Origin of the sequence: Nocardia arseniciresistens, from assembly GCF_046764875.1 — a bacterium.
Taxonomy (GTDB): Bacteria; Actinomycetota; Actinomycetes; order Mycobacteriales; family Mycobacteriaceae; genus Nocardia; species Nocardia arseniciresistens.
This window is the reverse complement of record NZ_JBKORD010000001.1, coordinates 274,770-299,635: the sequence shown is the minus strand read 5'-3', so window position 1 is coordinate 299,635 and position 24,866 is coordinate 274,770. Positions and strand designations below refer to the sequence as shown.

Below are 24,866 nucleotides of genomic sequence, written 5' to 3'. Positions count from 1 at the left end.
CGGTCATAGCAAATTGTGCACGATACACATGCTGTGTAGCGTGCACATTCGTGACTGTTGCTGCCGACGCGTCTACGACCGTCTCCGGTTCCGACGACCGGCGCAAGCCATCGCCGGCCCTACTCATCGCGACCCTTGGCACTGTGGGTGTCGTCGTCTCGCTCATGCAGACGCTGGTCATCCCGATCATCCCCACCCTGCCCGCGCTGCTGAGTACCTCGGCGTCCAATGCGTCCTGGGTGATCACCGCGACCCTGCTCGCCGGCGCCGTGGCGACCCCGATCAGCGGCAGGCTCGGCGACATGTTCGGCAAGCGCCGGGTGCTGTTCGCGAACATCCTGTTGCTGGTGGCGGGCTCGGTGGTCTGTGCGCTGTTCTCCTCCCTCGTTCCCGAGATCATCGGCCGCTCGTTGCAGGGTGCCGCGGTGGGTGCGATCCCGCTCGGCATCAGCATCATGCGCGACGAACTGCCCGCCGAGAAGGTGGGTTCGGCGATGGCGATCATGAGCGCGACGCTCGGCGTCGGCGGTGCCCTCGGGCTGCCGCTCGCGGCGGCGATCGCGCAGAACGCCGACTGGCACATGCTGTTCTGGGTTGCGGCGGGTCTCGGTCTCGTCTGTGCGGCACTGGTTTTCGCCTTCGTTCCCGAGTCGCCGGTGCGTACGCCCGCGCGCTTCGATTTCGGTGGTGCCGTCGGTCTTTCGATTGCGCTGCTCGCCCTGCTCGTCGCGATCACCAAGGGCGCGGACTGGGGCTGGGGCAGCGGGAGCATCCTCACTCTCTTCGCGATCGCGCTCGTGGTGTTCCTCGGTTGGGGTGCCTTCGAGCTGCGGCAGCGTTCGCCGCTGGTCGACCTGCGGGTCTCGGCGCGGCCGAGGGTGCTGTTCACCAACTTCGCCTCCATCGCGGTCGGTTTCGCCCTCTACGGCATGTCGCTGACCTTCCCGCAGCTACTGATGGCGCCGGAGCAGACCGGTTACGGGTTCGGCCTGTCGATGGTCAACGCCGGATTGGCGCTTGCTCCTACCGGATTCGTGATGATCCTGCTTTCGCCGGTGTCGGCGCGGCTGTCGGCGGCTCGCGGGCCGAAGGTCACGCTCGCGCTCGGTTCGGCGGTGATCGCGGCGGGCTACCTGTGCGCGGTGGTGCTGATGAACAGTGTCTGGGAGATCATGATCGCGGCGATGATCGTCGCCGCCGGTGTGGGCCTTGCCTACGCCGCGATGCCCGCGCTGATCATGGGTGCGGTCCCGATCACCGAGACCGCAGCGGCCAACGGCCTCAACTCGCTGATGCGCTCGATCGGCACATCGACCTCATCTGCCGTGATGAGCGTGGTCCTCGCGCACATGACCATGCAGCTCGGCGTGCACATGTTCCCCTCACGCGACGGCTTCCACACCACCTTCCTCATCGCGACGGCGGCGGCGCTCGTCGCGATCGTGCTGACGGTCTGCATTCCGATGCGCAAGGCGCCGGATGCCGCGGACAAGGCCGGGCACGCCTGATCGTCGGGCCATCCGCTCGAACGGTAACGGGGTCGATTCTCAACGGCGAGAATCGACCCCGTTGCCGTTTTCGTGGTGCGTCACGAGCGTTGCGACGCATCGGGCCAGGGCGCCGATTCCACTGAGGCGGAATACCGCCGGGCCAGTGTGCGCAGATGTGCGACCAACTCCGGTGGGCTATCGACGCGGAAGTCCATCATCAGCATGCTGAGGTAGATGGCGATGGTTTCCAGTGCGTCGGCGCCGGTCAGCAGGGTGCAGGTGTCCGCGTCGACGGCCTCGACCACGCCGACGGCGGGATTGATGCGGGCGATCACTGTTTCGGCGGGCGCGAGCACGGTGACGCGGGCGTTCACTTTCCAACCGGTGCTTGCGATGTCGCGCATGACGAAGGCGACCAGGTCCTCCTCCGGCAGCGGACGTGGCCCGAAGCGGCGGGTGCCCGCCGACGCCCGAAGTACCTGTGCGACGGGAACCGCACGCCAGAAATGGGTTTCGAGGTCGTAGGCGACAAGGTACCAGCGTCGCTGCCAGTTGATCAGCCGGTACGGCTCGATTTCGGTTGTGCTGCTTTCGATCTCGATAGACACCACGGTCGTGTCCCGGATCGCGCCCGCGAGGGCGGTGAGCACCGCGGCGGGCACCGGGGCGTCCGGTTCCCGTGAGCCGGTGGTCGCCGGTCCGATCGCGGTGGCATTACGCAGAGCTATTACCTTGCGCTGCAACCGCTTCGGCAGGATCTGATCCAGCTTCGCCAAGGCCCGCGAGACATTCTCGGTGATGTCGGCGATGCCGGTGGCGCCGTCCTCGGCAAGTCCGACCGCCACGGCGACAGCCACCGCCTCGTCGTCATCGAGCAGCAGCGGCGGCATCGTCGAACCGCGCCCGAGCCGGTAGCCGCCGATAGCGCCGCGTTCGGCGTGCACGGGGTAGCCGAGTTCGCGCAGTCGCTGGATGTCGTTGCGCAGGGTGCGGTCGGTGATATCGAGCCGTTCGGCAAGCTCCCGGCCGGTGTGCGCGCGATCCTGCAACAGCGAGAGCAAACGCAGGACTCGCGTTGTGGTGGCCGCCACATTCACCTCCGAAATTATTAGGAACGAATCCAGCCTAATGGAGCCATAGGCTTAGGTCACAACCAAGAACCACGACGAAAGGCCCATCATGAACGCCACCACCGCCGCCGCGACGTTGCGCCCCGTTTGGCGAGAGGTGCTCGCGACCTCCTACGCTGCGCTGGGTAACGTCGTCGCAGGCATCGGGGACGGGCAGTGGCAGTTGCCGACTCCGTGCTCGGAGTGGAATGTCACGCAGGTGATCCAGCACGCCGCGGGTGACCAGCTCGCCTACGCCGAGGCACTCGGTGTCGGCGTTGGACCGGCTGACAACCCCTTCGACCCTTCCGGCACCATCGACGGCTCGGCCGCCGCACTGGTGAGTGCGGCGATCGAGCAGACCGCCGCGGCCTGGGCGACCGTCGCCGACGACACCGGCTCCGTCCCGACCCCGCTGCCGCACGGCGCGCTCGCGACCCCGGTCGCGGCGGTCATGTGCGCGCTGGATGCCGCCGTGCACGCCTGGGATATCGCGATCGCAACCGGTCAACCGTCGCCGCTGACCGACGAACTCGCGGGCCACCTGCTCACCGCGGCACGGACCGCGCATCCGGCGCCCGGCAGTGGTGAGGAGGCGGAAATCGTTGAGCCGCTGCGTCAGTGGGGCGCGTACGCGGCTGTGCTCGACGCCGAATCGGGTGACACCCGTATCGCCGAGCTGCTGCGCTACCTTGGCCGCGACCCGCGCGTGGATCAGCGGGCGGTGACGAATCCCTGAGCGACCATCCAGTCCCTCGCGACCTCGGCGGGCTCGCGGCCGTCCACATCGACCTGGCGGTTCAGTTCGGTGATGGATTCGTTGGTCAGCAGTTTCGAGATGGGGGCCATGACGGTGGCGACCTGGGGGTGGGCGTCGGCGAAGGATTTGCGCATCACCAGTGCCGCATTGTATTTCGGGAAGAAGCCGAGATCGTCTTTCAAAAGCACCAGGTCGAGAGCCGGGATGCGGCCGTCGGTGGCGGCGACCGAGCCGAATCGACACTGCTTCGCGTCGGCGGTGGCCTGATACACGATGGCATCCTGCACGATCTGCTTGTGGACCTTGCCGGTGTCGATGCCGTACTTACGGGCCAAGCCAGGGAAACCGTCTTGGCGCACATTGAATTCGGTGCCGACGCAGGTGGCCGCGGCCCCTGGGTCGGTATCGATGAGTTCGGCGTAGTCCGACAATGTCCGCACGCCCGTCTGCTGAGCGGTCTGCTTGCTCGTCACCAGTGCGTAGGTGTTGTTCATCGGCGCCATCTCGGCCCACACAATGTCGTGTGCGGCCAGGTCGGCGTCGCGGACCGCCTCGAACTGGCCGATCTCGTCCGGGACCGGGGTCTCGTTGCCGAGATAGTTCATCCAGCCGGTGCCGGTGTATTCGTAGGAGACATCGATCTGCCCGTGCAGTTGGGCATCGCGAACACTGTTGGAGCCCTGGATATTCGTCAGGTCACGTACCTGCGCTCCGGCCGCGGACAAGGCGAACTCGATGAGGTAGCCGAGGATATTTTGTTCGGTGAAGTCCTTGGACCCGACGGTGATCGTCACGCCGTCGAGTTCGGGCACCGGACGAATACTGCCCGGACCCACTTGCAGCGGTATCGCGCTGCCGGATTGCAGGCCGCAACCGGCGATCAGCGCGAGCATCGCCGAGGCGGCCGCCACGGCAGCTCGCCTGCGCAACTTGCGCGGCTTTCCGTATCGCTGTGCCGTTTCACGCCGCTGGGCGTTTTCGAACCGCCGGGTCATCTCAGGCCCCTTGGTCCGAGGAACTGTTCTGCCAGCGCGCCGAGCCAGTCGACAAGCAGCGCGAGCGAGACGGCGAGGACCGCGCCTACCACCAGCGTGACGTTGTCGCGCAGTTTGTAGCCGGTGTCGATCAGAATGCCGAGACCGCCCGCGCTGACCAGAAACGACAGCGTCGCGGTGCCGACAGCCAATACCAGCGAGGTGCGCAGCCCGGCGAGAATATAGGGCACCGCGAGCGGAAACTCGATGCGGCGCAATACCGTCAGCGTCGACATACCCTGCCCGCGCCCCGCGTCGACAAGGGTTGGATCCACCTGCTGGTAGCCGAGGATCGTATTGCGCAGCACCGGAAGCAGCGAATAGAACGCGATCGGCGCGACGCCGATCCAGAATCCGGTGGTGCGGGTGGCGAGGTAGCACAGCACGATCAGGCCGATCGCCGGTGCGGCGGCGCCGATATTGGCGATACCGACGAAAATCGGTGCGAGGCGGCGATATCCGGGTCGGGTGAGCAGTGTGCCGAGCGGCACGGCCACCACGACGACGATGATGACGACCGTCGCGGTGATGAGCACATGCTGCCAGCTGAGGTGCGCGATATTGGACGCGCTGATGCTCGCCTGCTGAGTGGTGGTGAGGTCACGCCGGAATGCCCACACCAGCACCCCGGCGGTGAGCGCGAGCACCAGCACCGGCTGCACGAGCAGGCGGATGCGTTCGGCCCGGCGTTCTGTCGCCGGTGTGACCCCGGCCCTCGCGGTCGAGGAAGTCATGTCGCCTGGTCCGGTTCTGCGCTGCTGTGCGTGGCGCGTAATGCTGCCAGGTGCTCGACAAGTGTGTCGATCGTGATCAGTCCGACGTACTCACCGCGGCGTCCGGTGACGACCGCGTTCGCGGTCTGTTCGGCAAGCAAAGACTCCAGCGCCTCCTGCAAGCTCGATCGCAACGACAGCGGCGTGCCGATCGGAGATCCGGTGTCGCGCAATGAAGTCGCGTGCGGAAGTTCCGCGGCCGACACCCATCGCAACGGACGCCGATGACTGTCGAGGATCAGCGCCCACGGCCACTTTCGGCCCACGAGCGCGGCGCGTAGCGTGTCGACCGGCTCGTCCTCGGCGACGGTCGGGCACTGGCCCATTTCGACGTCCATGACCCGGGTGAGGGTGAGCTGTTTGAGCGAGGCGTCCGCGCCGACGAATCCGGCGACGGTCTCGTCCGCGGGGTCGGCCAGGATCGCCGCGGGAGTGTCGTATTGCAGAATGCGGGATTGGTTGCCGAGCACCGCGATTCGGTCGCCGAGCTTGACCGCCTCGTTGAAATCGTGGGTGACGAAGACGATGGTCTTGCCCAGCTCGGCCTGAAGCCGGAGCAGTTCGTCCTGGAGCAGGCCGCGGGTGATCGGATCGACAGCGCCGAACGGTTCGTCCATCAGCAGCACGGGGGGATCGGCCGCCAGTGCGCGGGCCACCCCGACGCGTTGCTGTTGGCCGCCCGAGAGCTGCCTGGGGTAGCGGTGGCGGTAGGTGTCGGGAGCGAGGCCGACCAACTCGAGCATCTCGTCGGTGCGGGCGGCGACCTTCTTGCGATCCCAGCCGATGAGGCCGGGGACGGTCGCGATGTTCTTGGCGACCGTCATGTGTGGAAACAGGCCGGCCTGCTGAATCGAGTAGCCGATACCGCGCCGCAGCTGGTCGGGGTCACCCGCCGAGACGTCACGTCCTCCGATTGTGATGGTGCCCGAGGTCGGCTCGATAAGACGGTTGATCATGCGCATGGTTGTCGTCTTGCCGCAGCCGGAAGGTCCGACCAGCACGACGATTTCGCCCGCGGGAATGGTCAGTGAGACATTGTCGACAGACGGGTCCTGTTGTCCCGGATAGCGTTTGGTGACCGAGTCGAGCACGATCTCGACGCCGGAAACCGCCGATTCCGCAGTATCGCTTCGGGTTTCGGTGTCAGTCACGAATTCCCCTCGAGGTGGTGAGACGGCCGATGATGACGTAGATCCCATCGAGGACCAGCGCCGAGACGACGATGAGGATCGTGCCGACAAGGGCCTGCGGCACGGCGTTGGGACTGCCGAGCCTGGCCAGGCCGGAGAAGATCAGATTGCCGAGACCGGGCCCCTTCGCATAGGCGGCGATCGCGAGAATGCCCATGATCATCTGAGTGCTGACCCGCATCCCGGTCAGGATCGACGGCCATGCCAGCGGGAATTCGATCCGCGCGAGCACCCGCAGTCGATTCATACCGACGCCGCGCGCGGCATCGACGATCGCCGGATCCACCGAGGCGAGCCCGATGATGGTGTTCCGCAGAATCGGCAGCAGCGCGTAGAGCACCAGCGCGGTGATCGTCGGTCCGACGCCGAGGCCGAGGAACGGAATCAGTAAGCCGAGCAACGCAAACGACGGCACGGTGAGAATCGCGCTCGCCGTCGCGGTCGCGAGCGATGAACCCAGCGGGCTGCGATAGACCAGCGCGCCGATGAGCACCGCAACGACGGTGGCGAGCAGCACCGACTGAATCACGGCCGAAACATGCAGATAGGAGTCGGTGAGTAACTGCGCTCGTCGGTTGACCACGAACGTCCACAAGGTATCCAGGTCGCACCTCCCCGTCGCCCGGTGTCCTGGGAGACTATCTCGACTGCGCCTCTGCCGGACGATTTTCCGGGCGGCGAGACACCGCCCGAATTCCGTCATTCCGGTGGCCGTCGGGCGCCGCTACGTCCCCGGGGGACTACCCGAGCCGCACCGATCGAAACCAGCCGTTCGGTGTAGCTACCGGTTCCGGCGGGCTCGCGGATGCCACCCCGGAGAGGGTTCGCCACCGACATCGCTCGTGTGTCCTAATGGAACAGGGCCGGAATTCGGTCGTGGTCGGCGGGAGGTCGGGGGAGATGACAGAACAAGGGACGGCGCATCGGTGGCCGCGTTACCGCTGGCCGGTACTCGGCTTGGTGGTATCGGCGATGGTCGCGGCAGGTGTGGTGGGGATACGCCTGTGGCAGGAGCGTGCGGACGGCGAAGCGATTGCCGGTGATCGCGTGACGACATTCCCCGCGATCGATACGTCCACGCTCGATCCGGCCCAGGCCCGGGTGGTCGCGGTGTTGGAGCGGGAGTTCGACACTCCCGGCAATGGATCGAAATACGCCGAGGGTATCGATGAGGCTTGGTGCGCCGACTTCGTCAGCTGGGTGATGCGCGAATCGGGGGCCCCGCTCGCCAACCCGAACTCCGGATCGTGGCGGATCCCAGGGGTGTACACCCTGCAGGAGTATTACCAAGGCGCGCACCGGTTCACGCCGCTCGCCGCCGGGTACCGGCCGCGCACCGGAGACGTGCTGCTCTACGGCCCGGACAGTCCGTTTTCCCAGCACACCAACATTGTGCTCACGGCTGGTGACGGGGTAGTGACGACGATGGGTGGAAACGAGTTCGGCGACATACGAATTCACCGTTTCACGCTGACCGAGGTGCCCGATATCGTCGGATTCGGCAGGCTTTGACCTTTCCGATGTGTGTGCGCGGTCGGCGGGTCCGCGGCTAGGTCCTAAAATAGATCCGGCGGCGCCCGGCAGCGTCGCTCGGCCCCTGTCCTGCTACCCCCTCATCAGCAGGACAGGGACCACCTAATCAGCGAACGCGGAGGTACGCCTTACGGGCTGCGCGCCGGTCAGGGGCGGTGTCCGGCATGTCGCGTAGCGTGTCGAGTGTCCGTCGACAAGGTGAGGGTTTCGGAACATTCTGATGCAGCCGACCGACCAAACGAGCGACGATCCCGTGTGGATCGATTATGCCGACTTCGGGGAACGGTTCGTCACCCACGCGGTGACCGAAGAGCGGATCATGGCCGCGGTATCCGGGATGGCGGGTCGTGGCATGACGATCGGGCCGTTCTCGGTCGGTCCCGTCGGTCTGGCCGGATTCGTCGCCAAGGGCAAGGTCGGCCAACCGGCAGTGCTGCGTCGCGGCCCGGACGTGACCTTCGAGGTAACAGTCCCGATATCGCTATCGGTGCAGGTGCTGCTCGGCGGCAAGAAGCTGCGGCTGGAGGCGGTCGTCGAGATCGATCTGACGCTGCACGCACGTACCGCGGATCCGGTGCTCATCATCATCGAGGTACCGCCGATCACGGCCCGCGACGTCAGCTTCGTCCTACGGGCCCAAGCGATCGAATCGGCATGGGAATGGCTGCTCGACCCGATAGCCGGTGTGGTGCAGCGCGAGGTCGTCAATCGGGTGAACGCGATGCTCGCCGACCGGCAGGCGCGGCGCGGCCGGGTCTTCGATGTGGAGGCGATGATCGACGGCGTTCGCTCCGAGCACGTGACGAAGACGACATTCGACTGGATCGGCTACGACGAATTCGGCCACAGGTTCTTCTCCCGCATCGTGACAAAGGATCGGGTCTTCGATGTGGTGGAACGGATAGCGGGCCGTCCGATCGAGATCGGACCGCTGCGAACCGGTCCGCGTAACTCGGTGACCGTCACGGTGCGCGGAGCTGTGCGTGTCCCGCAGTTGGCGGATCGAACCGGCGACGTGGTGTCCTTCGATCTGACGTTGCCGGTGAGCCTCGACATCACCGTCGATGTGCTGAAGGCGAATCGCTATCGTGCCGACCTCGAGGTTCCGCTGGTGCTGACCGCACGCGCCGCCGACCCGCTGCTGGTGGTCATTGATGTGCCGCCCCCGGATTCGAAGGATATTCGGCTGGAATTCAAGGCCGACGGCATGCGTGCGGCGACTCTCGGTGCGCTCGCCGGGATCAAGAAACAGATCCTCGCGCAGGTGGCAGGGGTCGTGCGCGATGAGCTTGCCGACGGCTCCGGCCGAACGATCGACGTCGCCGCGCGCATCGACGGCGTGGCCTGAAACAGACCCTGAACCAGAAACAGCTGGAACTCTTGTGGCGAGTGTGATCCATGTGTCCGATGGGTCTGGCGGTTCCCATGTGAATATGGTGAAATGAGTGCACGTTCGAGGCTCCCGGCGCGTGAGTGACTTCTGGGGAAGGTGCGCCGGGCACGCTGCTTGCCAATTCGGGTTTGCGCGAAGGAGTCCTGCGATGCGTTCCATCCATGTGTCCCGCCGCGAGTTGTTCGTCTATGCCGCGGCCACCGCCGCCCTCGGAGCGACCATCGGCGCGCCGAACGCCTCGGCGAGCGGGGTCGTCGGCACTATGGTCGATTACTCGGGTGGCGTGCCCTCGGCCGCCGCGATCCGGGAAGCCGGCCATATCGGTGTCATCAGGTACGTGTCCGATCGCAGGCCGGGTGCGGAATGGATGGAGGGCAAGCCGCTGCTCGCGCGGGAGGTCGACCAGCTGCACGCCGAGGGCCTGACGATCGTCTCGAACTATCAGTACGGCAAGGCCGATACCGCGGATTGGCGCGGCGGGCTGGAAGCGGGAAAGCAGCACGCCGCGCGTGGACTGGAACTGCACCTCGCCGCGGGCGGCCCCGAGGACCGGCCGATCTACGCCTCGATCGATGACAAGCCGACGCCGGTCGACTTCGCCACCATGATCGGGCCGTACCTACTCGGCTGGGAGTCCGTGGTCGGCAAGGAGAACACCGGGGTCTACGCGAACGCGCCGACTATCGAACTGGCGCGCGCCGCTGGGCTGGGCTCCTGGTATTGGCAACACAATTGGGGCACCCCGAAGGGTTTCGTGCACCCGGCCGCGCACCTGCATCAGATCGAGATCGACAAGCGGTCCATCGACGGCATCGGTGTCGACGTCAACAATGTGCTGCAACCCGAATACGGGCAGTGGTGAGCTGAACACTGCCCGGCCAGCGGCGGTGAATGCTGCCCGCTCAGGTCTGGCAGTGGCAGGTTGCCGCAAGCCGCAGCTCGGGCTCGTCGTCGGGGACAACGCGCAGGTTCGGCCGATTCTCCGGCGCTTGGTGATCACCGAGCCAGGAGAGCAGCGACCAGCGCGACAGGCCGGAGAGGGCCGAGCCGATGCTGGCGAACGAGCCCGAAGAAATCACCGACCCGAACGATCCGATCGATCCGATCGACAGCACCGATCCGACGCTGCCGATCGAGAGGATCGAGTACGCGGAGCCGATGGACAAAATCGAGCCCTCGGAACGGAAAGACAGTATTGATCGCCGCGAGCGCTTGCTTCGGATCGAACGCCCGCGCCGAATCGGATTCTTGCTCTCTATCGAATCATTGCGCCGCAGCGACACTTCGACGGTAGCCATAGTTTCGGTCTACCACAGGTGTGGTGCGGCTATGCACTATCGCGGCCGATTTTTCCGCGTGTGTCGACCCGTTGTGAAACCACCCTGCCGTGGACATGACGAAGCCCGGCGGTCCATTTTGGGCCGCCGGGCTTCGGAAGGTCACGCGACCGTGAAGAAACCGAGGGTCGGTAGGAACGAGCAGGTGCGGGGAGCCGCGTCCTCGGCCTTGGTGGTCAGCGAGCCGGAGACGACCGCGACGACGCGACCGAAGCCGGTGTCGGCGATCGCGGAAAGTGTGGCCGGACCGTCGGGGTTGATCTTCGCCTCGTCGGTCAGCGGCTGGCTGCCCGACTTGCGGGTGTCCAGGTTCATCCACTGGACGGTCATCGGCGGGTTCTGCACCTCTGTCGGCGACTTGGTGCCGAGCGCGGTGAATACGAACCCTGCCTGACCGGCCAGCGGTCCGGGCGGCGGCAGCTGGGCCGGGCCGGGCACGGCGAGTGCTGTGCCGATGGAATCAGCGCCGGGACCGATGCAGCCCTTGCCGATGGTCGGGTAGAGGAACTGGGCGATGACCGGTCCGCCGTCCTTCGGGATCTCCGGTCCGCCGCCGCCACTGCCGTCCAGGAAGGTGATGATCCTTTCCAAGGTGGACTTGATCTGCGGCGGCAGGTTGATGGTTGCGAGCAGCCTGCGGGCCTGATCGAGCAGCATGCCCTGCGGGCCGCCTGCGATCGGCTTGGCGTCGGCGGGGCCTGCGATCGCGCCGACGATGGCCGGAGCCAGTGCGGCCAGCACATCGATCGGGACGCCCTCGGGCACCATCGGGACATTGTTCGGGACCGCCGCCGGCGCGGGAGCCGGGGCCGCGACAGCTGTCATCGGCGCGGCAAGGGAAGCGCTCGCCGTGATGGCGAGTACGGACAATGCGATCCGCGTTCCTCGGGTGCGAAGCACTGGTCTAGCCGTCCTTAACGTCGGGTACATCAGGAGTCGATGCTGAAAAGCCATCGTTTCGGGGTCACTCTAGGGACACGGTTGCCGTGTTGTACAGCCGCAGTATCCCGACAGGCGCGTTGGACGAGCAGAGTTATCAGACGGTAGCGCCGATTGGTGTTACAGGAGTGAAAGGTGATGCGAATGTTATCAGTGGTGCGAGGGTATCACCGGGACACTCCGGGCTGCGGTTAATGTAATCGGAGCCTCCAGATCTTGTCGCCGAACGCCCGAATATCCGAGGGTTGCAGGCCGACGACCCGCCGCCCCGACTCGAAAGCCTGCGAATTGAACCGACGTTTACAGCTGGCTGTGTCAGTGCTGGGTCTTTCCGTGCTGGCACGGTTGTTGTGGATGTTGCTGTCCAAGAACGGGATGAACCTCGTCGACCTGCATGTCTACGTCGACGGATCCGCCTCGTTGCTCACCGATGGGCTCTACGACTTCACCTACGCCGAGAAGACGCCGGACTTTCCGCTGCCGTTCACCTATCCGCCGTTCGCGGCGCTGGTGTTCTTTCCGCTGCACTATCTGCCGTTCACGGCCATCGCGGTGCTGTGGCTACTCGCCACGGTCGCGGCGCTCTACGGCGTGGTGTGGATAAGCCTCGAGCTGATTCTCGGCGCGCAGCGGGTGCGCGAACCCGGTTGGCAGAGCGCGGCTGTCGGCTGGACGGCGGTCGGGGTGTGGCTGGAACCGGTGCGCACCACGATCGACTACGGGCAGGTCAATGTTTTCCTTGTGCTCGGAGCCATGGTCGCGGTGCGCAGCTCGCGGTGGTGGCTGTCGGGTCTGCTCGTAGGCGCCGTCGCGGGCATCAAGCTGACACCGGCGATCACCGGGTTGTACTTCGTGGCCCGTCGCCGCTGGGCGACGGTGATCTGCTCGGCGGTGGCGTTCGGCGCGACGGTCGGTGTCAGCTTCCTGATCGCGCACGCCGAAGCGAAACGCTACTTCGGCACGTTGCTCGGCGACGCGAGCCGGATCGGGCCGGTCGGGTCGGTGTGGAACCAATCGTTGCGCGGCACCCTCAGCCGCATCCTCGGCTACGACGTCGAGTCCGGGCCGTGGTGGATGGCGGCCGTGCTCGTCGTCGCCGTGCTCGCGTTCCTCGCTTGGCGCACACTGGGTTCCGACGACCGGTTGGGCACCTTGATCCTGGTGCAGCTGTTCGGGCTGATGGTGTCGCCCATCTCCTGGTCGCACCACTTCGTGTGGCTGTTGCCGACGGTGCTGTGGCTGGTCTACGGCCCGCTGCGGCAGGCCGCGGTCGCCAGGATCATCGCGGGCTTCTGGCTGGTGACGATGTTGATCGGCGTGCCATGGGTGCTGTCGTTCGCGCAGCCGTCGATCTGGGCGATTTCCCGTCCCGGTGTGCTGTCCTGGCTGGGCGCGGTCGATGTGCTGGGTGTGCTTGTGCTGCTGGGCTGGATGATCTGGCACGGACGCGCGGTACTGCGCGCGGAATTCGCCTCCGTGCGACGGCTGCGCACCTTCCCGAAAGTGCGTTCGGCCGACAGGAACACGGTCGATGATCGGGCACCGCGCACTGCCGCTGTCGAGTAGCGACCGGCGCTCAGCCTTGGGTCAGACGATCGATCTGATGGGCAAGCATCACGTCGCGGCCGGTGAGTCCGCCTGCCGAGTGGGTCGACAGTGCGAAAGTGATCCGGCGCCAGCGGATATCGATATCCGGGTGGTGGTCGGCGGCCTCCGCGGCCTCGGCAACTCGGCCGACCAACTCGATCCCCTCGAGAAAAGTCGGCGCTTTGACCGTTCGGGTGATGGTGTCGCCCGAACGTTGCCAGTTGGGCAGGTCCTCGAGTGCGTCATTGATATCGGCGTCGGACAACAGTTCGGTAGCCATGGTTCAAGTATCCGCACTGATCAGGCGGCGCGGGCTTTCTTCAGGCCTTTTTTCAGTTCCTTGCCGCAGCAACCAGCGGCTTCCAGACGTTTCATGCGCATGATGACAACAGGACATTTCAGGCAGCGCGTCTTCTTGCGACAGCACTTTTTCTTCGGTTTCAGGCTCGAAACCTGCTTCGCCTTGACCTTGCCCATGGTTGGTAAGCATACCCTTACTGGGGCGCGTGGTCTGCGCCGCGCCTGGATACCGGTAGTCTGTAGCTGGCCGCAATGCCCGGTGAGTATCGATTCTCCACCTGTTTGCAGGGGTCGGCCCGCACCAACACCAACAGCAGGAGGATTAGGCGTGTCGTCTGCACGCGATTTTCGCAACGTCGCCATCGTCGCCCACGTCGACCACGGTAAGACGACGCTGGTCGACGCCATGCTGCGCCAATCAGGAGCCTTTGCCGAGCGAGCCGAGCTCGTCGACAGGGTGATGGATTCCGGCGACCTGGAGCGCGAGAAGGGCATCACCATTCTCGCCAAGAACACCGCTGTCCACCGGCATCATCCGGATGGCTCGGTGACCGTCATCAACGTCATCGACACGCCAGGCCACGCCGACTTCGGTGGTGAGGTCGAACGCGGCCTCTCCATGGTCGACGGCGTCGTGCTGCTGGTCGACGCATCAGAGGGACCACTGCCACAGACCCGGTTCGTGCTGCGTAAGGCACTCGCCGCGTCGCTGCCGGTGATCCTGGTTGTCAATAAGACCGACCGTCCCGACGCCCGTATCGAGGAGGTTGTCGAGGAGAGCCACGACCTGTTGCTCGATCTGGCTTCCGATCTCGATGACGCCGCCGCCGAGGCCGCCGAACTCGCACTCGACCTGCCGGTCCTGTACGCGTCGGGTCGTGAGGGCAAGGCGTCCAAGGAGCGTCCCGAGAACGGGAACGCCCCCGACGCCGCGAACCTCGACGCCCTGTTCGACGTGCTGCTGGAGTACATCCCGGCACCCAAGAGCAATGCGTCCGCGCCGCTTCAGGCGCACGTCACCAACCTCGACGCATCGGCCTTCCTCGGCCGCCTCGCGCTGGTCCGCATCTATGCCGGTGAGCTGCGCAAGGGACAGAACGTCGCGTGGATGCACGCCGACGGCGTCAAGACCGTCAAGATCACCGAGCTGCTGCAGACCGTCGGCGTCGAGCGTCGGCCCGGCGAGGTTGCCGAGGCCGGTGACATCGTCGCCATCGCGGGTATCCCGGAGATCATGATCGGCGATACGCTCGCCGATCCGGACAATCCGGTCGCTTTGCCGCGCATCACCGTCGACGAGCCTGCGATTTCGGTCACAATCGGCACCAACACCTCGCCGCTCGTCGGCCGGGTGAAGGGCCACAAGCTGACCGCACGCATGGTGAAGTCGCGTCTGGACCAGGAACTGGTCGGCAACGTGTCGCTGCGTGTCCTCGACATCGGCCGTCCCGACGCCTGGGAGGTGCAGGGCCGTGGTGAGTTGGCGCTCGCCATCCTGGTCGAGCAGATGCGCCGTGAGGGCTTCGAGCTGACCGTCGGCAAGCCGCAGGTGGTCACCAGGATCGTCGACGGCAAGATCCATGAGCCGTACGAAGAGCTGACCGTCGACAGCCCGGACGAATACCTGGGCGCCATCACCCAGTTGCTTGCCGCTCGTAAGGGCAAGATGGTCCAGATGGCCAACCACAGCGCGGGGTGGGTGCGGATCGAGTTCATCGTCCCGTCGCGCGGCCTGATCGGGTTCCGTACCGACTTCCTCACCGAGACCCGAGGCACCGGTATCGCCAACGCCGTTTCGCACGGCTATGCGCCGTGGGCAGGCGAGATCCGCGCACGGCACACCGGTGCGCTCGTGTCCGATCGTGCGGGCTCGGTGACACCGTTCGCCATGATCCAGCTCTCCGACCGCGGCCAGTTCTTCGTCGAACCGGGCGCCGATACCTATGAGGGCATGGTCGTCGGCGTCAACCCGCGTGCCGAGGATCTCGATATCAACGTCACCCGCGAGAAGAAGCTGACCAACATGCGCAGCTCGACCGCGGATGTGTTCGAGACCCTCGCCAAGCCGTTGCACCTCGATCTCGAGGCCGCGATGGAGTTCTGTGCGGACGACGAGTGTGTCGAGGTCACGCCGGAGGTGGTTCGGGTGCGCAAGGCGATCCTGGGCGCCACCGAGCGCGGTCGCGCGCTGTCTCGACGGAAGGCTCAGGACCGGGCCGCGCTGTAAACGGGTAGGGTGCCGAATGTGAGCTCGGGGGCAAGACGACGCGCGACGATGCGCGGAATGCTGGTGATCGCGGCGACCTCGGTGGCGGTACTCGCCGGGTGTACCGCGAATCCACCGCCGCCGATCGAAAGCACCGACAGTCCCAAGACGACGCCCGCCAAACCGGGCAAGAACACCGTCGTGGTGGCCATCGACGACATCGGAATCGGGTTCAATCCGCACCTGCGGTCCGATCAGTCGCCCGCCACCGCGGCGGTGAGTTCTATGGTGTTGCCGAGTCCGTTCCGTCCGGTGCCGAGCCCGTCGGTGGCCGGTGCCACCGAGTGGGTGCCTGACACCGCGCTGGTGGTATCGGCCGAGGTCAGCGCGCAGGCACCGTTCACCATCACCTATCAGCTGCGCAATCAGGCGAACTGGTCGGATGGTGCGCCGATCGCCGCGGAGGATTTCCGCTTTCTGTGGCAGCAGATGATCACCCAGCCCGGTGTTGTCGACCCGGCGGGTTACCGGCTCATCTCCGATGTGAGCTCCTCCGGCGGCGGCAAGACCGTCACCGTCACACTGGACTCGCCGTATCCGGCCTGGCGTGAATTGTTCTCGAACTTGCTGCCCTCGCATCTGGTCAAGGACGTGCCCGGCGGTTTCGCCAGCGGTCTGGTCGAGCGAATCCCGGTGTCGGGCGGTAACTTCGACATCAAATCGGTCGATCGGGGTCGTGACGAGATCCTGCTCGAACGCAATGACAGGTATTGGGGCACACCCGCGGCCCCCGATCAGATCCTGTTGCGTCGCGGTGGAACTCCCGCCCAGCTCGCTGATTCGCTGCGTACCGGTGACGCTCAGATGACGTTGGTGCACGGCGGTGTCGCGACCCAGGCGCAACTGGCGGCGATTCCATCGGTGCGTACCGCGATCATGCCCCAGTCGCGTGAACTGCAATTCGTATTGAACGGTCGCAGTGGCGATCTCAGCGATCCTCGGGTCCGTCACGGTGTGCTCGCGCTGCTTGATCCCGCATTGCTGGCGACCGTCGGCGCGCAGACCGGCGGCTGGGTCGAGCCCGTGCGCGCGCAGATCCTGACCCCATCGGACCCCGGCTACGCGCCGACCGCTCCACCGAGGCCGACCGCTGAAGAGACTTTCGCGCTGCTCGGCGAGGCGGGCTATGCCCGCGCGCCGGAACCTCCGCCGGTCACCTCGCCGACCTCACCGGCGCCGCACCCGCGTCCGCTCGCGAAAAACGGTAAGGCGCTGGCGATTCGGATCGGCGCGGCCACCGGTGACGCTACCGCCATCGCCGTGGCCAACACCGCGGCAGACCAATTGCGCAGTGCCGGAATAGATGCCAGCGTCCGTAACGTGGCCGTGGACACGCTCTACGGCAAGGACCTGACCGATGGCGCGGTCGACGCGATCGTCGGTTGGGAGGTCGCGGGCTCCGACCCCGCGACCGTGCTCGCCTCACGCTACGGCTGCCCGCCCGTGGATAACGGTGCGCGCGACGGGAATTCACAGGTCAACGCCGAATCGGCCAAGAAGGCTCCGAGCAATGTGTCGGGTGTCTGCGATCCCACCCTGCAACCCGCGATCGAGGAAGCGCTACGCGGAATCGAAGTGGGTCGTGTCCTCGCGGACGCCGAGCCGAAGCTGTGGGGTCTGGCCACGGTACTGCCGATCGTGCAGGACAACGTCGTAGCCGCGTCCGGTCCGCGGGTGGATGGTGCTTCGCTCAGCGGCGCCATCCAGGTCGGTATCTTCGGTGACGCGGCTATGTGGCGCAGAATCCCGTGACCGGCGGGTTGCTCCTTGTCCACGCCCACCCCGACGACGAGTCCATCACCACCGGGGGCACTATCGCGCACTATCGCCGCCTCGGCGTCCCGGTCACGGTGGTGACCTGCACCCTTGGTGAAGAGGGTGAGGTGATCGGCGAGGAGTGGGCCCAGCTGACCGCGGACCGGGCCGATCAGCTCGGCGGTTATCGGGTGCTGGAACTGACCAGGGCACTCGCGGCGCTGTCTGCGGGTCCGCCATGTTTCCTCGGCGGCGCGGGTCGTTGGCGTGACTCCGGTATGGCGGGTACGTCCGCGGCGGAGCATCCCCGAGCCTTTGTGCACTCCGGCGCCGAGGCGGTGGACGCGCTGACGCAGGTGCTGCTCGAGCTGCGGCCCGACGTCGTGATCGGCTACGACCCTCGGGGCGGCTACGGCCACCCCGACCACATTCGGGCCCATCAGATCACCACGGCCGCAGTGCATTCGGCCGCCGAGCAGGGCTGGGACACTCCGAAGTTCTATTGGACCGTCACCGATGACGATATGCTGCGCCTGCACACCGAAGCCCTGGCACGACGCACCGTCGACGGGTTGCCTGGTGCGTTGCCGCCCGGCTGGCGCCTTCCCTCTCTTGGGGAGCTGGCGAGCGTGCCGAGCCACACGGTGACCGCCACGATCGAGGTGTCGGATTCGCTGGCGGCCAAGCGTGCCGCCTTGCGTGCGCACGCAACGCAGGTGATGGTGGCGCCGACGGGGCGAGAATTCGCACTGTCCAACTATGTCGCGCAGCCGGTGCTGCCCGAGGAGCACTATGTGCTCGTGCGCGGGCAGCGTGGCGTTATCGGCTCCGACGGGCGCGAACACGACCTTTTCACCGGTATTGCCTGAGGGTTGCTGTCGCGGCGGTTTCATGTGCCGGGTACCGTCCTTGTGATTTCGGACATCGACGTGGAGGCTTAGCGGTTCATGACAGCTGTCGGCGACAAGGCTCACCTCAACATCGAAGACGACGGGTATCACAAGAGTCTCAAACCTCGTCAGCTCCAGATGATCGCCATCGGCGGTGCCATCGGCACCGGCCTGTTCCTGGGCGCCGGCGGGCGACTCGAGAGCGCTGGACCAGGGCTTTTCCTGGTGTACGCGGTGTGCGGGGTCTTCGTATTCTTTATTCTGCGTGCGCTCGGTGAGCTGGTGCTGCACCGGCCATCGTCCGGGTCGTTCGTTTCCTACGCACGCGAGTTCTTCGGTGAGAAGGCCGCTTTTGTCGCGGGCTGGATGTATTTCCTGAACTGGTCGATGACCGGGATCGCCGACACCACGGCGATTGCTCAGTATTTTCACTATTGGGCAGGATTTTCACATATCCCGCAGTGGCTGCTCGCGCTCATCGCGCTGGTGCTCGTACTCGGGGTCAATCTGATGTCGGTGAAGTGGTTCGGCGAGATGGAGTTCTGGGCCGCGCTGGTGAAGGTGTTCGCGCTGAGCGCGTTCCTGATCGTCGGCACGATCTTCCTGCTCGGCAGGTTCACCGTGCAGGGCAATGCCACCGGAACCAGGGTTATCACCGAAAGCGGCGGCCTGTTCCCGACCGGGATCCTGCCGCTGGTCGTGGTGACCTCGGGCGTCGTATTCGCTTACGCCGCTGTCGAATTGGTTGGTACCGCGGCGGGCGAGACGGAGAACCCGGCCAAGATCATGCCGCGCGCCATCAACTCGGTGATCGCGCGTATCGCGGTCTTCTACGTCGGTTCGCTCGTACTGCTGGCTCTGCTGCTGCCCTACACCAGCTACTCCTCCAAGGAGAGCCCGTTCGTCACCTTCTTCACGATGCTCGATGTGCCGGGCATCGGCAGTGTGATGAATCTCGTGGTGCTGACCGCGGCGTTCTCCAGCCTGAACGCGGGTCTGTATTCGACGGGTCGCATCCTGCGGTCGATGTCGATGAACGGCAGCGCCCCGAAGTTCACCGGCGTGATGGGGCGCAACGGCGTCCCCTACGGCGGCATCCTGCTCACCAGCCTGATCGCGCTGTGCGGCATCGCGTTGAACGGGTTCGTGCCGGATGAGGCCTTCGAGATCGTGCTGAACTTGGCCTCGCTCGGCATCGTCGCCTCCTGGGCCACCATCGTGCTCGCCCAGCTGCAACTGTGGCGCTGGTCCAAGCAGGGCAAACTACAGCGGCCGTCGTTCCAGCTGTTCGGTGCGCCCTATACCGGCATTGCCACGCTGGCATTCCTGTTCTTCGTTGTGGTCCTCACCGGCTGCGACTACCCGGTGGGCACCTGGACCGTCGCATCGCTGGTGCTGATCATTCCGGCGCTGATCATCGGCTGGTTCGCCGCGCGCAAGCGGGTGCTCGCGATCGCCGAGGAACGTAAGGGCTACACCGGTGAGTTTCCGGTGGTCGCCAACATTCCGATCGACGGTGACTGACCCTCGTCCGCCGGAATAGACTCGGTAGCTACCTCATGGGCGTAGCCGGACGAAGTCCGTCCCGAGACCGCGCATGGCCGGAGCGAAGGCGGAGGTACGCATGTACAACTGGGACCTGCAGAACGCGATCGTGGGCTTCGTGGACAGCCTGCGACCCGGCGGGCAGCAGCAGCACGATATCTATATGTCGGTGCTGTACGCGTTCGTCGATATGCAGAGCCATCTGCTGACCCTCCTCGGCTTCCCTCCGGTCGCGTGAGGGCCGCCGTCGACAACAGCGCCGCCGATCGCGCCAAGGCGCGATCGGGCTACGGCAAGCAGCAGCCGGGTCTGGAAGCCCTGGTACCGGTGATCATCACGCTGCTTGTGCTCGACGCGCTGATCACCCTCGCGCTCGAGGTGCTCTACCTACCGACCTACCTTGGCGCGGTGGCCTTCCCGCTTTCCGCCGTGCTGGCAGGGGTGATCAATGTCCTGCTCGTCATGGGCGTCCGCTCGGTGACCACCCGCGCCGGTTTCGCTTTCCTGCCCATCGCCGCATGGGCTTTCGGCTTCCTGCTCTGCTCGGTGACCGGGCCCGGCGGCGACATCATGCTCGGAAGCGATTGGCGCACAGTACTTCTACTGTTCTGTGGATTGGTGCCACCGCTCGGGTATCTCTACTTCCGGTTGAACGCGGGACTGGTCAGCAGTCGCTGAGAGTCGTGCGTTGATCCGCTAATCCAGTCGCACCTCGAGCGTGGCGATGACCGCGTCGGTGCGGGCGCGCAGGGCTGCGGCAAGAACCGGACCGCGCGGATTGTGCAGCGGTCGCTGCCACCAGTGGTGGGCTTCCACCTGGGCGAGCAGCACCGTCACTTGGCGGCCGTGGCGGGTTTGGTTGCGGACATAGCCGACGAGGGTGGCGACCAGACTGCGACGGGGACAGGGCAGAACGGTGAGTGGGATGCCGGGGTCCCATTGTTTCCATTGGTGGCTGAGGCGGCGGGTGGATGCCGGGTCGATTTCCGCTGCGACGGCGACGATTTCGCCGCTCATTGCCTGGGCGGTTCGGAGAGCGCGTGCGGTGACCTCGCTGACGGCGACCACCGGGACCACGATAAGCATGGGTTCGGGGTCGGGGGATTGTGCTGGGAGCGCGGGGATTCGGCCGAAGCTGAGTTGTTCCGCGACACCGCGGTAGTAGTTTTCGGTGCGGGCGAACAGGATGATCAAGGCGGGCACGATGATCAGCAGTAGCCAGGCGCCCTCGGTGAATTTTTCGACGAGCAGCACCACGGCGGCTACGGCGGTCAAAATGGCGCCGAAGCCGTTGAGCGCGGCCCGGCGGATCCAGCCGGGCCCGCGCTGCCCGCGCCAGTGCCGGACCAGGCCGGTTTGGCTGATGGTGAAGCCGATGAACACACCGACCGCGTACACCGGGAGCAGCCGATGAGTTTCGGCCTTCACGATGATCAGCACGGTGGCGGCCAGAACAGCAAGTGCCGCAACACCGTAACGGAACACCGGGCGCTCCGAGCGCAACGCGAACAGATGCGCGACCCGATGGTCTTTCGCCAGCAGCGCCAGCAGCACCGGCAGCCCGCCGAAGCTGGTGTTCGCGGCAAGGCACAACGCCGCGGTGACCGCCAGGCTGGTGAGGTAGAACGGCCAGCCGGTGCCGAAAGCCGCGGCCGACAGTTGGGCGAGCAGAGTGACGTCGTCGCGAGGCACCGTGTGATGGTGTCGGATCAGTACGGCAAGACCGAGCAGCATCCCGCACAGCAGCACGCCCAAGCCGACCTCGGTGTGCTGGGCCCTTCGCACCGCGGGCGTCCGGAATGACGGTACCGCGTTGGCAATCGCCTCGACCCCGGTCAGCGCCGAGCAGCCCGCGGCGAATGCCTTGAGCAACAGCACAATTCCGATGACATCGGTCGGTACGATCGGCCCTCGGTCGACGCCGATCACCGCGACCGGCGACGAGCGCGAAAGCCCGACCACGATCACCGCGAAGATCGCGATGATGAACAGAAGCGTCGGCCCCATCAGCACTTTCGCCGATTCGGCGACCCCGACAAGATTGATCACGGTCAGCACCGCGAGCCCGATCAACGTGATCAGCAATAGGTGATCCGCAAGCACTGGAAACGCACTCGCCAGGCTGGCCGCGCCGGCGGCGAGGCTCACCGCGACGGTCAGCACATAGTCGACAACCAGGCTCGCGGCCGCGAGCAGACTCGCGCCGCGACCGAGATCCTTCTTCGCCACCGCATAGGAACCACCGCCGTCCGGATGCGCCGCGATCACCTGCCGGTACGACAACACCAGCACCAGCAACAGCCCCGCGATCGCCAGCGCCACCGGCACCGTCCATGAGATCGCCGCCGCACCCGCCGCGACGAGCACGAGCACGATCGCTTCCGGCCCGTAGGCCACACTGGACAACGCATCCAGCGACAAAGCCGCCAGACCGCCGAGAGCAGTCAGTCGATACTTATCACCACGCTGCCGCCGCCGCTCCCGACGATCGACTATCCGCGGCTCCTGCGGATCCGGCTTCAGCGTCTCGACCACACGCACCATTCAACGCGGCACCCATCCGGCAACCGCTCAGCGACACTGCCAATCCGCCCCAGCCGGTGGTTTCCGGGGTAGTGCTCGGCGCGTTGTGTGAGGTTCCCGGCAATCTGTGCCGCGGCTCGGGTCGGCAGGGCCGAGCGCCGACCACCGTGTAGTTCGCGAGCCGACCGCCACAACTGGGGTGACTGCGCCAGGATCACCCGCGGCTTTCAGCGTGATCGTCGGCTGTGGTGGCGCTGCGGGGCCTTGTGACGAGCCGGACCCAGGCGGGTGTGGCCAGTGTCGTAGAGCCGGCTCACCGAGCGCCGAGGCGACCCGGGGTAACCGATTCGATGAGGGGCCAGGCTTGGTCCAAGGGGATGTCGATCACGAGGTAGCTCTTCTTGCCGGCGGCGGAGGCGGCGACGACGGTGGCAACGCCGGCGCGGCGCTGCCAGAAGGATTGGCGGACGGTCCAGCCGATGATGCCGGGAGCTTCCAGGCAGTCGCGGTCGCGGTCGAGTGAACCCGCGCGGGTGATCAGCCAGGTGGGGCTGCTGTCGGTTGCCGGTAGGACCGTGTGGCCGAGGCCGCGATACCGGTCTTCCGCCAAGGCGGCCGCGATGATCGCCAAGACTGCGGGAAGCAGCCACCACCACGCCGAATAGTGCACTTCCGCAAGGGAAACCGCGAGCATCGCGACCGGGACGAGCAGGACAGGCGCCAACGCCCTCGAGTATCTGCGGCGACGGGCGACCGGTCCGTGTGCGGCAAGTGGCGCCGAGCCGAGCTCGCTCGGTCCGGCCACGACGGTGGCGCGGGGTGCGAGCAGTTCCGCGAGGGTGTGCTCGACGGCGGAGCGGGGTGCCTGCGGGAGAATCCGTTGACGCGGATTGTCGCCGACCATGATGGCTTCGAGTTCCGCGGCGCCCGCCAGGCGCAGCAGCAGCGGTTCGTTGACGGTGGCGCCGCGGAAACGGGCTCGGTCCAGGGTGGTCTGGCGGGTGGTGAACAGGCCGTTGCGCAGGTGCAGGGTGCGGCCGTTGTCGAGCACGCGAAGGCCGAAATATGTTGTGAGATAACGTGCGCAGGACATGAGGCTGATCACGATCACGATCGCGAAGAACAGCAGTACACCGACGACGGCGAGGAAGACAGCGCTGCCGTTCTCGAGGTTCTGCACCGTGTCGGAGCTGACGAGCACTTGGCCGAGTCCGTACTGGAAAGCCAGGCCGACGACGGGTGCGATGATCGCGAACCCGGTCAGCGAGAGCGGCGCGTAGCGCACCCAATTCGGTTGCCAATGCCCGATCTCCCTGGCGCGTCCTGTCGACGGATCGCCGGATATGTACTCCGGCAGTACCTTTCGAAAGGGATCCGTGGCACCGGGAACCTGTTGGCCAGGAACGGAATTCGGCGTACCTGCGGCCAAGGTGTGTGCGAGCAGGGCGGTCCGCAAGTCGGGAACCACCCGCGCGTCCAACGCGTCGAGCTTGAATTTCTCGCCCGATTCCGCATGCTGGCCGGTCCCGATCGCCAGCACCGCCAACCCGAGGGCCCTGTGCAACAGGTCGGCCTCGATATCCACCGACCGGATCCGCGAGCGCGGCACCGAGAGCTTCTTGCGTTGAATCAAGCCGGTGCGCAACTCGACATGGGTCGGGCCTACCCGGTAGGTGGTGGTGAACCAGCGGGTCAGCGCGAACCCGATGATCAGTGCCAGCGGGATGACGCTCCACCCGTGATTGCCGCTGCTTGTCCCGAGGATCACCGAACCGATCAGCACCGGGATGAACTTGATCACCTCGTTGACCGGGTGCACCAGCAACATTCGCTTATCGAGCCGCAGCCACGGCTGGTCTGTCTCCGTCGCGGCGGAGTCCGCCACGGGCGGAACGGACTCGGTCATGTCGCGTCTCCGCGGTGCAGCGCCGCGATCTCGGCCAGCCGCGTGACGGTCTGCTCGGCTACCGGCAGGTCGAGTCCGGTGATTTGCACCGCGCCGGCCGAGGATGCGGTCGTCACGGTCACCGTCGCCAGCCCGAGTAGCCGCTCCAACGGCCCGCGCTCGGTGTCGACCGTCTGCACCCTGGAGATCGGCGCGACGCGGCTCTCCTGGGTCACCCAGCCGACCCGGGTGTACACGGCCTCGTCGGTGACTTCCCAGCGATGCACCGCATACCGCCACAGCGGTATCACGCCGATACTGAATACCGCGAGTGCCAATGCCACAGCGGACGCGGCGAGTTGCGCCGCGCGGTGTCCGGAATCGAAGACCACCCAGACGATCAGCGCTACCAGCGGAATGATCCAGGCCACCGCGGAATGCAGGGTCCACAATAATTTCGCTTTTGGGCTCGGGCGCCAGGCCGGATCGGCCATGATTGTGCGCGGCTGCGACATGCCTGACATGGTTGCATGAACTCGGGCGAAAGCGCGTCGGCC

At 66.0% G+C, this 24,866-nt stretch carries 24 protein-coding genes; 12 read left to right on the top strand and 12 right to left on the bottom strand.

The window, feature by feature from the left end:
• The first annotated feature begins 50 nt into the window (after positions 1 to 50).
• The gene (locus ACLMAJ_RS01370) at positions 51 to 1,508 is read left to right on the top strand and encodes an MFS transporter (RefSeq protein ID WP_412011579.1); all 1,458 of its coding nucleotides are present in this window, start codon (positions 51 to 53) and stop codon (positions 1,506 to 1,508) included.
• Between the two features lie 80 nt (positions 1,509 to 1,588).
• Here the strand turns inward: ACLMAJ_RS01370 and ACLMAJ_RS01365 are convergent, their stop codons facing one another.
• The gene (locus ACLMAJ_RS01365; protein WP_412011578.1) at positions 1,589 to 2,581 is read right to left on the bottom strand and encodes a helix-turn-helix transcriptional regulator; all 993 of its coding nucleotides are present in this window, start codon (positions 2,579 to 2,581) and stop codon (positions 1,589 to 1,591) included.
• Positions 2,582 to 2,669: 88 nt separating this feature from the next.
• Between ACLMAJ_RS01365 and ACLMAJ_RS01360 the strand changes: the two genes are divergently transcribed.
• Positions 2,670 to 3,338 carry a TIGR03086 family metal-binding protein gene (locus tag ACLMAJ_RS01360; RefSeq protein ID WP_412011577.1) on the top strand — a complete coding sequence of 223 codons (669 nt, stop codon included), beginning with the start codon at positions 2,670 to 2,672 and terminating at the stop codon, positions 3,336 to 3,338.
• Here the strand turns inward: ACLMAJ_RS01360 and ACLMAJ_RS01355 are convergent.
• The 4 genes from ACLMAJ_RS01355 to ACLMAJ_RS01340 form a co-directional block, all read right to left on the bottom strand.
• Complete coding sequence (locus ACLMAJ_RS01355; RefSeq protein ID WP_412012010.1) at positions 3,314 to 4,252, bottom strand: glycine betaine ABC transporter substrate-binding protein; 939 nt, start codon at positions 4,250 to 4,252, stop codon at positions 3,314 to 3,316. The two genes, ACLMAJ_RS01360 and ACLMAJ_RS01355, sit on opposite strands and share 25 nt — an antisense overlap.
• A 98-nt stretch (positions 4,253 to 4,350) precedes the next feature.
• The gene (locus tag ACLMAJ_RS01350) at positions 4,351 to 5,127 is read right to left on the bottom strand and encodes an ABC transporter permease (protein ID WP_412011576.1); all 777 of its coding nucleotides are present in this window, start codon (positions 5,125 to 5,127) and stop codon (positions 4,351 to 4,353) included.
• Positions 5,124 to 6,317, bottom strand: coding sequence for an ABC transporter ATP-binding protein (locus ACLMAJ_RS01345; RefSeq protein ID WP_412011575.1), 1,194 nt, complete (start codon positions 6,315 to 6,317; stop codon positions 5,124 to 5,126). The genes ACLMAJ_RS01350 and ACLMAJ_RS01345 overlap by 4 nt, the downstream gene beginning before the upstream one ends.
• Positions 6,310 to 6,960, bottom strand: a complete 651-nt coding sequence (locus tag ACLMAJ_RS01340; RefSeq protein WP_412012009.1) for an ABC transporter permease — start codon at positions 6,958 to 6,960, stop codon at positions 6,310 to 6,312. Before ACLMAJ_RS01340 ends, ACLMAJ_RS01345 begins: the two co-directional genes overlap by 8 nt.
• Before the next feature lie 296 nt (positions 6,961 to 7,256).
• On the opposite strand from ACLMAJ_RS01340, the gene ACLMAJ_RS01335 reads away from it, so the two are divergent.
• From ACLMAJ_RS01335 to ACLMAJ_RS01325, 3 genes are all read left to right on the top strand, one after another.
• The gene (locus tag ACLMAJ_RS01335; RefSeq protein ID WP_412011574.1) at positions 7,257 to 7,868 is read left to right on the top strand and encodes a CHAP domain-containing protein; all 612 of its coding nucleotides are present in this window, start codon (positions 7,257 to 7,259) and stop codon (positions 7,866 to 7,868) included.
• A 241-nt stretch (positions 7,869 to 8,109) separates the two neighbouring features.
• Complete coding sequence (locus tag ACLMAJ_RS01330; protein WP_412011573.1) at positions 8,110 to 9,237, top strand: hypothetical protein; 1,128 nt, start codon at positions 8,110 to 8,112, stop codon at positions 9,235 to 9,237.
• Positions 9,238 to 9,430: 193 nt separating this feature from the next.
• Entirely contained in the window at positions 9,431 to 10,144 is a 714-nt protein-coding gene (locus ACLMAJ_RS01325) for a DUF1906 domain-containing protein (RefSeq protein ID WP_412011572.1), read from the top strand.
• Between the two features lie 40 nt (positions 10,145 to 10,184).
• On the opposite strand, the gene ACLMAJ_RS01320 is transcribed toward ACLMAJ_RS01325, so the two are convergent.
• Complete coding sequence (locus ACLMAJ_RS01320) at positions 10,185 to 10,580, bottom strand: hypothetical protein (protein WP_412011571.1); 396 nt, start codon at positions 10,578 to 10,580, stop codon at positions 10,185 to 10,187.
• Positions 10,581 to 10,721: 141 nt separating this feature from the next.
• Positions 10,722 to 11,519 carry an Rv1157c family protein gene (locus tag ACLMAJ_RS01315; RefSeq protein ID WP_412011570.1) on the bottom strand — a complete coding sequence of 266 codons (798 nt, stop codon included), beginning with the start codon at positions 11,517 to 11,519 and terminating at the stop codon, positions 10,722 to 10,724.
• Positions 11,520 to 11,774: 255 nt separating this feature from the next.
• On the opposite strand from ACLMAJ_RS01315, the gene ACLMAJ_RS01310 reads away from it, so the two are divergent.
• On the top strand, positions 11,775 to 13,124 hold the full coding sequence (locus ACLMAJ_RS01310; protein WP_412011569.1) for a mannosyltransferase: 1,350 nt from the start codon (positions 11,775 to 11,777) through the stop codon (positions 13,122 to 13,124).
• A gap of 10 nt (positions 13,125 to 13,134) precedes the next feature.
• Here the strand turns inward: ACLMAJ_RS01310 and ACLMAJ_RS01305 are convergent, their stop codons facing one another.
• Together ACLMAJ_RS01305 and ACLMAJ_RS01300 are read right to left on the bottom strand one after the other, a co-directional pair.
• On the bottom strand, positions 13,135 to 13,425 hold the full coding sequence (locus ACLMAJ_RS01305) for a 4a-hydroxytetrahydrobiopterin dehydratase (RefSeq protein WP_412011568.1): 291 nt from the start codon (positions 13,423 to 13,425) through the stop codon (positions 13,135 to 13,137).
• A gap of 20 nt (positions 13,426 to 13,445) precedes the next feature.
• The gene (locus ACLMAJ_RS01300) at positions 13,446 to 13,622 is read right to left on the bottom strand and encodes a hypothetical protein (protein WP_412011567.1); all 177 of its coding nucleotides are present in this window, start codon (positions 13,620 to 13,622) and stop codon (positions 13,446 to 13,448) included.
• A gap of 151 nt (positions 13,623 to 13,773) precedes the next feature.
• Between ACLMAJ_RS01300 and typA the strand changes: the two genes are divergently transcribed.
• From typA to ACLMAJ_RS01270, 6 genes are all read left to right on the top strand, one after another.
• On the top strand, positions 13,774 to 15,672 hold the full coding sequence (typA, locus tag ACLMAJ_RS01295; protein WP_412011566.1) for a translational GTPase TypA: 1,899 nt from the start codon (positions 13,774 to 13,776) through the stop codon (positions 15,670 to 15,672).
• A 48-nt stretch (positions 15,673 to 15,720) separates the two neighbouring features.
• Positions 15,721 to 17,463: an ABC transporter family substrate-binding protein gene (locus ACLMAJ_RS01290; protein ID WP_479725024.1), complete on the top strand. Its 1,743-nt coding sequence runs from the start codon at positions 15,721 to 15,723 to the stop codon at positions 17,461 to 17,463.
• A complete protein-coding gene (gene mshB / locus ACLMAJ_RS01285) occupies positions 17,445 to 18,335 on the top strand; it encodes an N-acetyl-1-D-myo-inositol-2-amino-2-deoxy-alpha-D-glucopyranoside deacetylase (protein ID WP_412011565.1) in 891 nt (296 codons plus the stop codon). The genes ACLMAJ_RS01290 and mshB overlap by 19 nt, the downstream gene beginning before the upstream one ends.
• Before the next feature lie 78 nt (positions 18,336 to 18,413).
• The gene (locus ACLMAJ_RS01280) at positions 18,414 to 19,880 is read left to right on the top strand and encodes an amino acid permease (protein WP_412011564.1); all 1,467 of its coding nucleotides are present in this window, start codon (positions 18,414 to 18,416) and stop codon (positions 19,878 to 19,880) included.
• Positions 19,881 to 19,953: 73 nt separating this feature from the next.
• Positions 19,954 to 20,139: a hypothetical protein gene (locus ACLMAJ_RS01275; RefSeq protein ID WP_412012034.1), complete on the top strand. Its 186-nt coding sequence runs from the start codon at positions 19,954 to 19,956 to the stop codon at positions 20,137 to 20,139.
• On the top strand, positions 20,136 to 20,579 hold the full coding sequence (locus ACLMAJ_RS01270; protein WP_412011563.1) for a hypothetical protein: 444 nt from the start codon (positions 20,136 to 20,138) through the stop codon (positions 20,577 to 20,579). The genes ACLMAJ_RS01275 and ACLMAJ_RS01270 overlap by 4 nt, the downstream gene beginning before the upstream one ends.
• 18 nt (positions 20,580 to 20,597) lie before the next feature.
• Here ACLMAJ_RS01270 and ACLMAJ_RS01265 read toward each other — a convergent pair whose 3' ends face one another.
• The 3 genes from ACLMAJ_RS01265 to ACLMAJ_RS01255 all read right to left on the bottom strand — a co-directional run bounded on the left by ACLMAJ_RS01265 (position 20,598) and on the right by ACLMAJ_RS01255 (position 24,824).
• Entirely contained in the window at positions 20,598 to 22,436 is a 1,839-nt protein-coding gene (locus tag ACLMAJ_RS01265) for an APC family permease (protein WP_412011562.1), read from the bottom strand.
• A gap of 301 nt (positions 22,437 to 22,737) precedes the next feature.
• Positions 22,738 to 24,330: a PH domain-containing protein gene (locus ACLMAJ_RS01260; RefSeq protein WP_412011561.1), complete on the bottom strand. Its 1,593-nt coding sequence runs from the start codon at positions 24,328 to 24,330 to the stop codon at positions 22,738 to 22,740.
• Positions 24,327 to 24,824 carry a PH domain-containing protein gene (locus ACLMAJ_RS01255; protein WP_412011560.1) on the bottom strand — a complete coding sequence of 166 codons (498 nt, stop codon included), beginning with the start codon at positions 24,822 to 24,824 and terminating at the stop codon, positions 24,327 to 24,329. The genes ACLMAJ_RS01260 and ACLMAJ_RS01255 overlap by 4 nt, the downstream gene beginning before the upstream one ends.
• Positions 24,825 to 24,866: the final 42 nt, after the last annotated feature.

What these genes read in the sequence shown, in the direction of transcription:
- ACLMAJ_RS01305 (WP_412011568.1), bottom strand. Translation starts at nt 13,425, where the DNA reads ATGGCTACCGAACTGTTGTCCGACGCCGATATCAATGACGCACTCGAG.
- ACLMAJ_RS01360 (WP_412011577.1), top strand. Translation starts at nt 2,670, where the DNA reads ATGAACGCCACCACCGCCGCCGCGACGTTGCGCCCCGTTTGGCGAGAG.
- ACLMAJ_RS01255 (WP_412011560.1), bottom strand. Translation starts at nt 24,824, where the DNA reads ATGTCGCAGCCGCGCACAATCATGGCCGATCCGGCCTGGCGCCCGAGC.
- ACLMAJ_RS01290 (WP_479725024.1), top strand. Translation starts at nt 15,721, where the DNA reads ATGCGCGGAATGCTGGTGATCGCGGCGACCTCGGTGGCGGTACTCGCC.
- ACLMAJ_RS01325 (WP_412011572.1), top strand. Translation starts at nt 9,431, where the DNA reads ATGCGTTCCATCCATGTGTCCCGCCGCGAGTTGTTCGTCTATGCCGCG.
- ACLMAJ_RS01355 (WP_412012010.1), bottom strand. Translation starts at nt 4,252, where the DNA reads ATGCTCGCGCTGATCGCCGGTTGCGGCCTGCAATCCGGCAGCGCGATA.
- ACLMAJ_RS01275 (WP_412012034.1), top strand. Translation starts at nt 19,954, where the DNA reads ATGGCCGGAGCGAAGGCGGAGGTACGCATGTACAACTGGGACCTGCAG.
- ACLMAJ_RS01330 (WP_412011573.1), top strand. Translation starts at nt 8,110, where the DNA reads ATGCAGCCGACCGACCAAACGAGCGACGATCCCGTGTGGATCGATTAT.
- ACLMAJ_RS01320 (WP_412011571.1), bottom strand. Translation starts at nt 10,580, where the DNA reads ATGGCTACCGTCGAAGTGTCGCTGCGGCGCAATGATTCGATAGAGAGC.
- ACLMAJ_RS01350 (WP_412011576.1), bottom strand. Translation starts at nt 5,127, where the DNA reads ATGACTTCCTCGACCGCGAGGGCCGGGGTCACACCGGCGACAGAACGC.
- ACLMAJ_RS01335 (WP_412011574.1), top strand. Translation starts at nt 7,257, where the DNA reads ATGACAGAACAAGGGACGGCGCATCGGTGGCCGCGTTACCGCTGGCCG.
- ACLMAJ_RS01280 (WP_412011564.1), top strand. Translation starts at nt 18,414, where the DNA reads ATGACAGCTGTCGGCGACAAGGCTCACCTCAACATCGAAGACGACGGG.
- ACLMAJ_RS01260 (WP_412011561.1), bottom strand. Translation starts at nt 24,330, where the DNA reads ATGACCGAGTCCGTTCCGCCCGTGGCGGACTCCGCCGCGACGGAGACA.
- ACLMAJ_RS01300 (WP_412011567.1), bottom strand. Translation starts at nt 13,622, where the DNA reads ATGGGCAAGGTCAAGGCGAAGCAGGTTTCGAGCCTGAAACCGAAGAAA.